Raw genomic sequence first — 13,017 nt, 5'->3', positions numbered from 1 at the left:
GAATATGTTGGATTATGTAAAAGAATTAATTGAAACAAGTAATAAGCTAAATATTGAGATTTGTCTGCTGAATGAGAATGAGGCTCAAGGGTATATTAGGGCTGTTTTAGCATTTTATAATCCCTTTAAGACAGATGGACATTTGGGTATCGGTAAAAATACAGTTTCAATACCTACAGAAAAGTATGAATTTACTTATTCTCATTACCTTAAAGAAGAACCAGCATATGTTTTTTGGGGCCAGGATAGTAATATTGCAAGAAAAACTGTAGTAAAAGTCAATAATGCTAAAAGATTAGGAGAATTGTTCGAAAATTCATATGGTATGGAGTACTTTGTATCTAATGAAACAATGGATTACTTAATTGCTGTTAATTGGTATACAATTGAGATTGCAGGTCTTGCTAGCCAATATCTATTACCCTTAATATATAGAGAAAAAGAAATAAATTAAGTTTAAAATCAAATAAATTTTTATAAGGTTATAAATTTTAAACAAATATTAACTTATTTAATTTCAATCAAAAACGCAGCCTTAATTTACTGGCTGTGTTTTTGATTGCTATAATGTTCTTAAAGAATTCGATACCCTGACCCCAGCCATAAAACCTTGTTGGTAGAGAAATGTTTCCTCAAATGCTAATTGCCCAGTCTGTTTAGTGTAAAATGATAGTGTCAAGATTTTTTCGCAAATTGTATTTAAGCCGTTAGGTAGCCGGTAGTCAGCCGGCTATGATATCAGACTGATTCTGGAGATCCAATTCTTTCAGATGCTCCATATTCATGTAGCGCTTTGTACCCCACTGGGTTCCAGCTACGTGTCGCAGTCTGGCACATTCAGGTAACCAGAAGCTGGGAGTATGATTCCTTTGGCAGAAAGAAAAAGGCGGTGTCCGGAGGTTTCTGCTATACCTATGAATATCGGCCGGATGGAAAGCTGATAAAGAAATCATCTTCGGGCCAGACGCTTGTTTCCTGTACTTATAATAAAGACGGAACATTAAAAACCCTGACGGATGTCACTGGGAAAACGCTATTTTATGGATATGACTGGAGAGGGAATTTAAAGACCATCAAAGACCAGACTGGAAATGAGATCGTACAATACAGCCATTACCCGGATGGAAGGCTTGAGACCATACGTCATTTCAATGGAGTGAGGACTATTTATGAATACGACACGGACGGAAACATCAGCCGCCTGGCCACGTTTGTCTCCGAAAAACAGCCGTTGTTTGACTTCCGGTATGACTATGATTTAAATGGAAACCGGACAGCCAAAACAGGCAGCCGGGTAGTCTTAGGGGAGTTTAACAAGGGCAAAGCAATAGATGGTGAAGATATAAATAAAAATCCTATCGTAACCGGGATTCAATATCAGTATGATTCCATGAACCGTTTATTGAAAGAAACCTACGATGGAGATGCCGTTTCCTATCAATATGACCTTTGCGGAAACCGGAAGGAAAAGGTGTCTGTTGCAGGAAAAGAGACGTACGGTTATAATAGAAGAAATCAATTAATTGAAAAAAGTTTGCAGGGAGAAAGCTGTGCATATGAGTATGATATGCAGGGGAATCTCCTGGAAGAAAATGCAAATGGAAAGAAAAGGAGGTATGGATACAATCCGTTTGGCCAGCAAACGGAAGTAAAAGAAGACAATTTCAAGTTAGAAAATTTCTATGACGGAGAATTTTTAAGAGCCAAAACCTCCGTCAATGGGAAAATCTCCCGTTACCTCTATTATAATGGTGATCTTCAGGCAGAAACCTATGACAATGATACTGTTAAAACGAGATATATTCTTGGATATGGTATAGCTGGAAGTGAGACAGAGGGAAGAGATGGATCCCATGCTTATCATCTGGACGAGCAGAACAGTACTGCGTACATAACGGGGAATCAGAGGACGATTGAAAACTTCTATGAGTACGATGCTTTTGGTGGTTTACGGCAGTACTCGGAAGAAGTTAAGAACCGAATCCTGTATACTGGTCAGCAGTACGATCAGGAAACCGGCCAGTATTATTTAAGAGCAAGGTTTTATAATCCAGTGGTTGGCAGGTTCATGCAGGAAGATGTGTATCGAGGGGATGGACTGAACCTGTATGCGTACTGTGGGAATAATCCGGTGGTTTATTATGATCCTAGTGGGTATGGGAAAAAAGTTGTTTGTTCAAAAGAGGGGGAAAAGCCTGAAGATAATGGCGCTGAGGGTTCGGGTGATAATGTTCAATGGACAAATCACGGTCATAAACATACTCCTGAAAAAAACAAATCTTGGAAGGACATAGTAAAATCAACAAAAAGCGGACCTGCAAAATATTCACCAGATATTATAGATATTGAAAGTTTTGAAAGGGATGCATGGAAAACAGGAACACCAACTACAAACGGAAAGAATTGGAAGACGAAAGTGTATGAGAGAGTTATTGGTGCTAGCGAAGGAAAGGAAACCACATACATTAGAATAGAAAATAGTGCCAATACAATACATGGTCATCCTATAAGTAAGAGTGAATATAATAAATTAAACAAAAATTAGGAGAAATTATGCTAAATAATATTGATTTTGGTGTAGGAAGTATTGTTTATAATGAGTTTCATATTGATTTTGATAAAAAATTAGATGAGCAAGAGGATTCTCTTACAGAAGATCTATTGCAAGTAAAATATCCAAATAATTATTTAATTGATCTAGGTTGGTATCCTGAATGTAATTCTAAAGGAAATTTTGTTTTAAATGTAATCTATAATTATAATTGGGAAAAACCAGTTTTAAAAAAAGTAGTGGTTTGTAACAAAGAATTAATTTGTGCTGCCTTGTTTGAAGCTATTCAATTAGTAGAAAGGTTAATAAAATAAATTTAAACTAAGATCTATTAATGAAAGTGCCAGAAATACTCTAATGAATGAGGTTGACAAATCACGTGCTTTTACTAATGGTTCACAACCATATACAGGCAGGTTGGAGTCAAGTTATGGATATGAACAAAAGATAGGTAGACAATCATTGGACGGAAAAACGAGGTGGAGGCTTGATTATGACCCAGATAAGGGAGTACATTACAATTTTGAAGACTTTTCAAAAGGTAAGGGTAGCAAGGCTGTAAAAATAGCTATACCTATTGATATTAATTATGAGCAATATAAATCCATAATAGATTTGTATAATCGTTAAAAGAGGAGAATTTGCAAAATGAATGATGAGCTTAAAAAAAAGCTTGAAAAGTTAAAAAATATTAATAAAGCGAAAAATAAGAATGAGGAAAGGGAAAATAATATACTATTGAAAGAGTGCATAGAAGCACTACATAATGATGGCATTATATTGGATAATGAAGAAGAGGTATTAGTGTATAATGACTTTAAAAAAATATTGATTTTTACTCCTTGGGGTATTGATTGGGAGGAAGGAAAGAAAATAAAAAATATAAAACATATCCAATTTGAGTCAGAATTAAAAGAAATTTGTTCAAAAGACATCTATTATATTATTTGGGGAAAAGGTTTGCCGATAATAAGGTGCGGATTAAATTCTATAATCAATCATTTAGATGATATTAAAGCGGTTGAAGCTGATACTTGGTTATTTTCAACAGATTATAACGAAATAATAGAATTTCATCACGAAGGTAGAATTACATGTGGACAAATAGTTTTTTGACGGTCCACACTGCGGTCTGATGTGAGCTGAGCCGGGGGAGTTTTTGCCCCCCGGCTCTTTAACCAGCATCATTTTCGACCCCATGGTTCACCTCTGTTTTAGAGCAAGAAATGAGAGTGGATTTTCCGTTACCAGAATTCAGGTAAAAACCATTTACAATGTGATTGGTAAAATTTTATACGCTGTACCTACGCAGATACCTTAAAAAGCTTGGATTGTCAACAGTTTTCTAGACAACTTTTTTAAGGGTAATCATTCTATACTTTACCGGTGATAGATATCCCAGTGAAGAATGAATTCTGTGGTTATTGAACCAGTTTACATAATCAGCCAATTCAATCTGAAGATGATATAAGCTGCTAAAGGTCTGGTTTCTGACGAACTCTGTTTTTATTATTTTAAATGTTGCTTCTGCAACCGCATTATCATAAGGACACCCTTTATGGCTGAGAGAGCGTTGAATTTCAAATGCTTTCAGAGTTTCATCAATCGTCTGATTCTTGAATTCGTTTCCACGATCCGTATGAAATATCTGGATATCTTTCAGATTTCCCTTTACGGACTGAAATGCCTGTTTTACAAGGTTTGCTGTTTTGTTGCGTCCGGCACTGTAACCGATTATTTCTCTATTAAATAGGTCAACAAGGACACATATGTAGTTCCAGCTCGTACCGACCCGGACATATGTTAGGTCACTTACAACAATATTTCTATATGGTTGTTGATTGAATTGGCGGTCAACCACGTTTTCAATTTTTGACTCGTTACAGGTGTCTTTCTGCGGACGGAATTGGGCAGTCGTATAATTTGAAACAAGTCCTTCCTGCGTCATAATCCTTCCGATGCGGCGACGGGAGGCAATCAGATTTCTATCCTTTAAATCGGATTTTATTTTCCGTGTCCCGTAATTGTTACGACTCGCCTTAAAGATATCAATTATATTTGCTGTCAATTCAGATTCATCTTTCTTTGCTTTTGCTTCGTAGTAATAGGTGCTTCTTGGAATTTGTAGGACTCTACACATTGCTGACACAGAGTATTTGTGGGTATTTGCCTTGATCACATTTACTTTCGTCCTAAGATCAGCGCTGCTTGCTTGGCGCTGCCCACCCTTGGTGTAAAATATCGTTCTCCATCTTAAGCTGCTGAATTTCCTTGCGAAGTCTAAGCAGTTCGGCATCTTCTGTAGAACGGTTATCTTTTTCTTTAAAGGAACCACTGTTATTAGCCTGTGCAATCCACTTATCAAGGAGAGAACTTGCAATATCGTATTCTCTGATAATATCGCATTTTCTTTTTCCACCTCGATAGAGATCAACGATTTGTTGTTTTAATTCAGGAGTAAATGTACGGCGTGGTCTTGGTTTTTTGTTTTGAGACATAGGGCATCATCCTTTCCTTATTAATACTATCATATATGCCCTTAAAATTTCTGTCTAGTTAATTGTAGCCGATCCAGCTTTGAATTTGGCTAGCTCCAGTGCTGTTACGACCATCTGACAGGTGACTATTGATTTATTGACGGTCACCTAATAAAAAAGGAGGGCATTGATTAAAATCTTTATGCAGTCGGCATTGCCGGCTGCTGTAAACTGGCAGGAGCGCGGTAAGGAGCACCTGCCTTTAACCTGCATCATTTTGGACCCCATGATTCACCTTTGTTTTATGGCAAGTAATGAGAGTAGATTTCCTGTTATGAGATTTTAAAATGGTTGCAGATGTGCGACATTTTTCTGATAAAGCAACAGGAAGAATTTCCAAAAAACGAACGGCCGAAGGGAATGAACTTACTTACCAGTACGGAATTCATGGACTGGAAACGGAGGTTTACACCTCCAGAAGCAGGAAAAAAGGAAAAGCTGCGCAGTCGTACCGTTATGATGCCAACGGCCGAATGACAGGAATTGTGGACGGAAAGCAGAATCATACAGGCATGGACACAGACAGTTGGGGAAGGATTCGCAGCGTACACAATGCAGATGGAGGAATGGAAACCTATACCTATAACAGCATGGGCCTTGTGACCAGCACCACAGATGCCAATGGAGGCGTGATCACCTACCAGTATAACAGCCAGGGAAAGGTTTGTGAAATCGTTGATCAGGAAGGAAATAGTGAGACGTTCCGGTATGATAGGGAAGGCAGGAAAGTACTGTCCATTGACCGGAATGGGAATCAGGTAACCAGAAGCTGGGAGTATGATTCCTTTGGCAGAAAGAAAAAGGCGGTGTCCGGAGGTTTCTGCTATACCTATGAGTATCGTCCGGATGGAAAGCTGATAAAGAAATCATCTTCGGGCCAGACGCTTGTTTCCTGTACTTATAATAAAGACGGATCATTAAAAACCCTGACGGATGTCACAGGGAAAATGCTATTTTATGGATATGACTGGAGAGGGAGTTTAAAGAACATCAAAGACCAGACTGGAAATGAGATCGTACAATACAGCCATTACCCAGATGGAAGGCTTGAGACCATACGTCATTTCAATGGAGTGAAGACTATTTATGAATACGACACGGACGGAAACATCAACCGCCTGGCTACGTTTGTCTCCGAAAAACAGCCGTTGTTTGACTTCCGGTATGATTATGATTTAAATGGAAACCGGACAGCCAAAACAGGCAGCCGGGTAGTCTTAGGGGAGTTTAACAAGGGCAAAGCAATAGATGGTGAAGATATAAATAAAAATCCTATCGTAACTGGAATTCAATATCAGTATGATTCCATGAACCGTTTATTGAAAGAAACCTACGATGGAGATGCCGTTTCCTATCAATATGACCTTTGCGGAAACCGGAAGGAAAAGGAGTCTGTTGCAGGAAAAGAGACGTACGGTTATAATAGAAGAAATCAATTAATTGAAAAAAGTTTGCAGGGAGAAAGCTGTGCATATGAGTATGATATGCAGGGAAATATCCTGGAAGAAAGCGCAAATGGAAAGAAAAGGAGGTATGGATACAATCCGTTTGGCCAGCAAACGGAGGTGAAGGAAGACAATTTCAAGTTAGAAAATTTCTATGATGGAGAATTTTTAAGAGCCAAAACATCCGTCAATGGGGAAATCTCCCGTTACCTCTATTATAATGGTGAGCTTCAGGCAGAAATCTATGACAATGATACTGTCAAAACCAGATATATTCTTGGATATGGTATAGCCGGAAGTGAGACAGAGGGAAGAGATGGATCCCATGCTTATCATCTGGACGAGCAGAACAGTACTGCGTACATAACGGGGAATCAGAGAACGATTGAAAACTTCTATGAGTACGATGCTTTTAAAAGTTTACGGCAGCACTCAGAAGAAGTCAAGAACCGAATCCTGTATACCGGTCAGCAATATGATCAGGAAACCGGCCAGTATTATTTAAGAGCAAGGTTTTATAATCCAGTGGTTGGCAGGTTCATGCAGGAAGATGTGTATCGAGGGGATGGACTGAACCTGTATGCGTACTGTGGGAATAATCCGGTGGTTTATTATGATCCTAGTGGGTATGAGGGAGAAAAATGTAAAATAAAAGGGGGAAAAACCTAAAGATAATGTCGCTAAGGGGTCGGGGCAGACGCCTATAGAAGCTTACGAGGTTACAACATATGAAGACTTTGCAAAACGCTCAGTTGTAGGAGATGGACTAGAAGGACATGAAATTTGGCAACATGCAAATCTTAATGAACAAGGATTAGCAACTACTAGATTGTCAACTGATGCTTCAAAGCAGAATATTGTTATGGCATTGCCTCACGAAGTACATGCAGATGTAAATAGGGCTCAAAGACAACATAATGCAAGAACACAAACTCCAATTGAGAATGTTAATGCTAATGTAACAATATTAGCTAGCAATAGTAAGATACCAGAAAGTTCTGTTTTAGAAGCACAGACCAAAGCATTGCAGCATATCACCAATACTATGAAGAGAGGTAAATAAGGTTATGAATAATAATGAACAGGAATTTATAGAAACTTTAAGAAAAGCAGTTAGCGAAGATGATTTTATTAATATTGCGTATGATGTAGTGGATAGTATAAAGGAATCCGAGACTCCATATAATTTTGTTGAACCAATACTTCAGTTAATGGAAGATTTCCCGGAGGCTGATTTTGGACAACCAGGTCCATTAACTCATTTTGTTGAGACGTTTTATAACAATGGTTACGAGGAACTATTGTATCAATCCGTTAAGAGAAAGCCTACTTTGCATACAATTTGGATGATGAATAGGATAATTAATGATCCCAAGTTAGTTAATAAAGAATCATATCTTGATTTGTTAAATGAGATAAGAAATAGAAATAACGTTGATAAAGATATAAAAGATAGGATAAACTTTTTCATGGGTGATCAATAAAGTTAAATTAAGTAAGTTGATCTATGTAAATTGGCAAAAAAAATCGGTGAAATTTTAAGAGGTGTATCTGCATAGATATCTTATTAAGTCCAGAATTCAGCTGATGTCAGAGTGGTTACAGCCACCTAACGGGTGACTTTATCTTTATTGATAGTCACCTAATAAACAAAAAAAGCTTTGACCAAAATCCTTGTACAGCTGGTATTGCCGGCTGCTGAAAGCTGGCAAGTGCGCCGTAAGTAGCACCTGCCTCTAACCTGCATCATTTTCGACCCCGTGGTTTACCTTTGTTTTATGGCAAGTAATGAGAGTAGATCTCCTGTTATGAGATTTTAAAATGGTGCAGATGTGCGACATTTTCCTGATAAAGCAACAGGAAGGTGAACAGTAGGTAGCAGTAATCCGAACAATTATCAGATAAAAAAGGAAAACGCAATTCTTTTCAAATATGCCCAACAAGGCTTGGTAAGGCTTGTTGGGCACATGTTCCACCATCGGTTTTAAAGGTCCTACAGGGGCGAAATTTTGCGACGCAGGGCTAACTGGGAATGGTACATCAAATCTGCGCTGCCATTGGTTTATGATATTTCTGTGAACCCCATGGTTTATGGTGAACTATAGGAAGGAAAAGGAGTCTGTTGCAGGAAAAGAGACGTACGGTTATAATAGAAGAAATCAATTAATTGAAAAAAGTTTGCAGGGAGAAAGCTGTGCATATGAGTATGATATGCAGGGGAATCTCCTGGAAGAAAATGCAAATGGAAAGAAAAGGAGGTATGGATACAATCCGTTTGGCCAGCAAACGGAGGTGAAGGAAGACAATTTCAAGTTAGAAAATTTCTATGACGGAGAATTTTTAAGAGCCAAAACATCCGTCAATGGGAAAATCTCCCGTTTCCTCTATTATAATGGTGAGCTTCAGGCAGAAACCTATGACAATGATACTGTCAAAACCAGATATATTCTTGGATATGGAATAGCTGGAAGTGAGACAGAGGGAAGAGATGGATCCCATGCTTATCATCTGGACGAGCAGAACAGTACTGCGTACATAACGGGGAATCAGAGAACGATTGAAAACTTCTATGAGTACGATGCTTTTGGAAGTTTACGGCAGCACTCGGAAGAAGTTAAGAACCGAATCCTGTATACCGGTCAGCAATACGATCAGGAAACCGGCCAGTATTATTTAAGAGCAAGGTTTTATAATCCAGTGGTTGGCAGGTTCATGCAGGAAGATGTGTATCGAGGGGATGGACTGAACCTGTATGCGTACTGTGGGAATAATCCGGTGGTTTATTATGATCCTAGTGGGTATGAGGGAGAAAAATGTAAAATAAAGGGGGAAAATTCTGAAGCTGGGGGTTCGGGGCAGAGTATTACTAATAATCCTATAACTGATAGTACTAGAGTTGGAAGTGCAACAAAACCTTCTGATGGACAGCATGGCTTTCCTGATATCATTGATAATTATGCAAAAGATGCAGTACATACTCAGATTGTTGGAGGAGATAGAATAACTAGAGATCTATATCAAATTGAGGGTGGTTATAAATATTATGATGATAAGATACTTGCAAATCAAAGGATTGAAGTTAATGGTACAGCTTACAAAATGGATGTAATGAATACAAAAGTAACTGATTCTACAGGCATTTTTGAGTGGATAAAAGAGCCTAATGGAAATATATCGCACAGACGATTTATTCCGGGAGGTAAAATCACAGGTTATCCAAACCAAATTGCAGGTAGTGTCAAGTGATTTATGAAAACCTTCAACGAGCCGAGACGGCTCAATTAGAACTTTGAAAATTGCAGATATGTAAGTTGTTGGCAGTATCCGCCACCCTTGACGGCACACAAAAGCAATGCTCTGAACGTGTCACCGACGGCGAAGAACTCAAGAACAGATTTGTTTTCCCCGTCTGATTCACAGCATTGTAGCATTGCCTTTGCGCGCCATCAAGGGCACGCCCCTTTCGGGGTGGCTGGTGATATACCTCTGACTCAGAATCTAAGAACAGATTGTGCCGTTAGTCTGTTGGTTTTGCAGATTTAAGATGGTCTGCTGGCCGAGAAGAATCAGAAGCTGCCATTTTCCCGGCATGTTGTCAGCATGCTCCAGCATTTCCACCCTGTTGAGCACCTGGCCGCGGTTGTGTTTATGGGGGCGAAGGAAGTTGTAGTAGGCAACCCAAAGGGCTACGTTGTAATTGGCCCCGTCATAGTTGTCATACCCACAGCTTACCCGGTAAGAAGCCTTAAAGGTTCGATTGAGCCGCTCCACCATCTGTTTGAAAGGCCGGAATTCTTTTGAGACTGCATCCTCGTTGGTAAGTCCGATGACCTGTGTGATATCAAATTTAAAATCCTCCCCCAGTTCCTGTGCGAACTGGAGAGCTGCAAGCGGATAGGCACTATAGCCATCTGCAATGAAACGGAACTTTTCGGGGAGTTTCAAAAGTCCACGAAAAGCCATGCGCATAGCCAGAATACAGAGGCCAACGGAGCGGTTATCAGATACCTGATAGCCAAGGATGGAGCGTGAGGCAGCATCCATAATAAACCAGATGTATCCTTTGATGCCACGGACTTTTATATAGGTTTCATCGGCAGTAAAGGTATTGGATTTTTTATAGTTGTAATGATCCACAAAAGGCTTGATAACAGCCGAAGCGGTTCTTGCATAATTAGCAACCTGCTGGTGTGAGATTTTAATGCCGTAAAGATCAGCAAGAGCCTGAGCAGTCTTACGCAGGGAAAGTCCTAAGTTGACATGCATGGTGAGGCACAGAGACATGATGTGTGCATTGTGTTTGGAGAACTTTAAGGAAGAGGCGTTTTTAGGGAGGGAATCTAAATCCATGCGAAAGAAATCCACCGTAAATTCGCGGTAGAGATAGTGAAGCTTGTATTTGTTTTTCCCGAAGTCCTCATGGAGAGGCTCCGGATCAACCTTGGAGAGATTGCGCAAATAAAAGGAACATTTCGGGTTGATGCATTTGTGAATGCGGAAAAATTTACGGTCTTTTTTAGGAACCAGAGAGTGTCCGCAGTAAGGGCAGATAAAACGAACCAGAGAGGTAACGACTTCGCCGGTAACAAAGGTTTGCCCGCAGACTTTACACTGGTATTGTCCATTACCGCCGTTGTTGTCATAAAGAAAATGATGGGGAGCCCCACAACGAGGGCAGACAGTATCCGTGGGAATGTTGGAAGTGGAGTGGCGCTGTACGGGGTTTGTGGGTTTGCCATATTTCCAGAGATAGTACTCAAGAAGGAATTGCCAGTCCTGTTTAATGAAAGGTTTGATGACAGGCAGGCGGTCAGTCGTGAATTTCTGATACTTTGGCGAGTGGGAGTCATCAAAAGCCCACTGTTTGAGAGGAACATATCTGCATAGAAGATTCAGGAGCCAGCAAATAGTTTTATATTGATCTTGAATGATAGTGAGTAAATAGGCAATAATGTCCATAAGCAATGAGATCCTTTCGTGTGTTTATTGGAGCCAGTTACTCACAGTATTCACCAAAAAAGGGAGGTCATTGCTTTTTTATTGGAAAAAGTAGTGTAAACCTTGAAAATATAAGTTTTTTAATAAAACATGGTGTGTCAAATTTGACACTACCAAATTGCAAATGGAGGAAATTAAATGAAAGTAACACTAAATATGATGAGTTTATCTGGTGTTCAATATTCATGGGCAACAATTTACACAGCTTTAATAAATAATTTGATGGAGAACACTGAAGTTGAAATTTATGCTATCGAATTAATGGAATCCGATGATTATAAAGAGAATGATTTTATTAATAATTTAGCATGGGGAGGCTTGAAAAAAGAAGAAATAATTTCATCAATAATAACTGAGAAATTAATTCCTGATTTAGAGTTATTTGAGGAAATTGAATTAAAAAAGATTAGATATGCTATATTATTCTATTTAAAAGAAGAATATAAAAACTCAAAGGAATATTTATTAAAAAAAATAGCAGAAGTATATGCGGATTTCAATTATCCGATAGAAATGAATGATTTTATATACTATATGCCAAATGATAAAGCAGCAACTTTTAACAATCAGGAGGATGCTGAAAATAATTTGCTTTCAAATTTCTATCAGTATTTAGAAGATTTACAGAAATCATTTAAATAAGGGAGTATTCCAAATAGATGTATATAAAAACCTGGAACAAATTATTTTAATTGTTATGTTCCAGGTTTTTTGAGTAAGAATTTACAATTTGCTAATATATCTAAGAACCTTTATTCCATCAATAAACCCACGCTGATACAAAAAAGCTTCTTCTAAAGCAAGTTGGCTTATAAGAGTGCTAATGTAATTTTTAACCAGTTTATTCTCTTTGTCTGGCAAATTTTCAATAATAAACTCAGCTTGCAGAATTCGTTCTTCCTCCTGTTCAGATTTGACAGACTGGTTTTGATGAAAGGTATCAATTAACATGTTGATACGCTCATTAATAAACATATCCAGTAATTCTTGTTCGGTCATTATATTTTCCTCCTTTGAAAACATACAATACCGAAATAGTTTCAGAAAGTCGATACCAGAAGCCACTAAAAATAGATGCTTTGAATTGGGTAAATAGATCAAACAAATTTAAGGAATGTTTATTGTCTTGATTCACTTGTTATGGGTTTAAAGGAGTCGTTCATGACCACGTAACTTTTTGGTGTAAATGGTATTTCAATAATATATTAAATCCTAAAACTGGAGAGTTAATAAGTGGCTCACATACTGGTTCTTCAGCTGGTTCATATGCACATAAAGAGATAGATGAATTATTTCGTACAAGTACTAGCTATGGAGAATATGTTGAAAAAGTTAGAGAGTGGGCTGATGTACATATTGAAGGAGGGGGAGATGCATTGCCGGGATATTTTAAACGCGGTGAGGAATTACCAGAACATATAAAAAATGATAATAACGAAAACAAAGAAAAATGTTAATCAAGTTTTATTAAAAATATAATTATTTG

12 protein-coding genes and 1 pseudogene are annotated in these 13,017 nt (G+C 38.2%); 10 read left to right on the top strand and 3 right to left on the bottom strand.

Going from position 1 to position 13,017, the window contains the following annotated elements; all coding sequences use genetic code 11:
• Window positions 1-4 precede the first annotated feature (4 nt).
• The 5 genes from VIG27_RS12445 (at window position 5) to VIG27_RS12425 (ending at window position 3,667) form a co-directional block, all read left to right on the top strand.
• Window positions 5-454, top strand: a complete 450-nt coding sequence (locus VIG27_RS12445; protein ID WP_394522836.1) for a hypothetical protein — start codon at window positions 5-7, stop codon at window positions 452-454.
• 936 nt (window positions 455-1,390) lie between these two features.
• A complete protein-coding gene (locus VIG27_RS12440; RefSeq protein WP_394527575.1) occupies window positions 1,391-2,545 on the top strand; it encodes an RHS repeat-associated core domain-containing protein in 1,155 nt (384 codons plus the stop codon).
• A gap of 8 nt (window positions 2,546-2,553) precedes the next feature.
• A complete protein-coding gene (locus tag VIG27_RS12435) occupies window positions 2,554-2,865 on the top strand; it encodes a hypothetical protein (RefSeq protein ID WP_394522835.1) in 312 nt (103 codons plus the stop codon).
• 43 nt (window positions 2,866-2,908) lie between these two features.
• Entirely contained in the window at window positions 2,909-3,181 is a 273-nt protein-coding gene (locus tag VIG27_RS12430; protein ID WP_394522834.1) for a hypothetical protein, read from the top strand.
• 18 nt (window positions 3,182-3,199) lie between these two features.
• Window positions 3,200-3,667, top strand: a complete 468-nt coding sequence (locus tag VIG27_RS12425; protein ID WP_394522833.1) for a hypothetical protein — start codon at window positions 3,200-3,202, stop codon at window positions 3,665-3,667.
• Window positions 3,668-3,896: 229 nt separating this feature from the next.
• Here VIG27_RS12425 and VIG27_RS12420 read toward each other — a convergent pair.
• Window positions 3,897-5,049, bottom strand: a pseudogene (locus VIG27_RS12420) (IS3 family transposase).
• Between the two features lie 326 nt (window positions 5,050-5,375).
• Here VIG27_RS12420 and VIG27_RS12415 point away from each other — a divergent pair.
• The 4 genes from VIG27_RS12415 (at window position 5,376) to VIG27_RS12400 (ending at window position 9,779) form a co-directional block, all read left to right on the top strand.
• Window positions 5,376-7,202 carry an RHS repeat domain-containing protein gene (locus VIG27_RS12415; RefSeq protein ID WP_394522832.1) on the top strand — a complete coding sequence of 609 codons (1,827 nt, stop codon included), beginning with the start codon at window positions 5,376-5,378 and terminating at the stop codon, window positions 7,200-7,202.
• 193 nt (window positions 7,203-7,395) lie between these two features.
• On the top strand, window positions 7,396-7,596 hold the full coding sequence (locus VIG27_RS12410) for a hypothetical protein (protein ID WP_394522831.1): 201 nt from the start codon (window positions 7,396-7,398) through the stop codon (window positions 7,594-7,596).
• A 4-nt stretch (window positions 7,597-7,600) separates the two neighbouring features.
• Complete coding sequence (locus VIG27_RS12405) at window positions 7,601-8,017, top strand: hypothetical protein (RefSeq protein WP_394522830.1); 417 nt, start codon at window positions 7,601-7,603, stop codon at window positions 8,015-8,017.
• 607 nt (window positions 8,018-8,624) lie between these two features.
• The gene (locus tag VIG27_RS12400; protein WP_394522829.1) at window positions 8,625-9,779 is read left to right on the top strand and encodes an RHS repeat-associated core domain-containing protein; all 1,155 of its coding nucleotides are present in this window, start codon (window positions 8,625-8,627) and stop codon (window positions 9,777-9,779) included.
• Between the two features lie 252 nt (window positions 9,780-10,031).
• Here VIG27_RS12400 and VIG27_RS12395 read toward each other — a convergent pair whose 3' ends face one another.
• Window positions 10,032-11,492: an IS66 family transposase gene (locus tag VIG27_RS12395; protein WP_394522828.1), complete on the bottom strand. Its 1,461-nt coding sequence runs from the start codon at window positions 11,490-11,492 to the stop codon at window positions 10,032-10,034.
• A 177-nt stretch (window positions 11,493-11,669) separates the two neighbouring features.
• Between VIG27_RS12395 and VIG27_RS12390 the strand changes: the two genes are divergently transcribed.
• Window positions 11,670-12,173, top strand: coding sequence for a DUF2247 family protein (locus tag VIG27_RS12390; protein ID WP_394522827.1), 504 nt, complete (start codon window positions 11,670-11,672; stop codon window positions 12,171-12,173).
• An 81-nt stretch (window positions 12,174-12,254) separates the two neighbouring features.
• On the opposite strand, the gene VIG27_RS12385 is transcribed toward VIG27_RS12390, so the two are convergent.
• Complete coding sequence (locus tag VIG27_RS12385; RefSeq protein ID WP_394522826.1) at window positions 12,255-12,530, bottom strand: hypothetical protein; 276 nt, start codon at window positions 12,528-12,530, stop codon at window positions 12,255-12,257.
• Window positions 12,531-13,017: the final 487 nt, after the last annotated feature.

The sequence above is a fragment of the Lacrimispora sinapis genome (genome assembly GCF_043633585.1).
In the GTDB taxonomy this organism is placed as follows: Bacteria; Bacillota; Clostridia; order Lachnospirales; family Lachnospiraceae; genus Lacrimispora; species Lacrimispora sinapis.
This window is presented reverse-complemented; position numbering and strand designations above follow the sequence as displayed.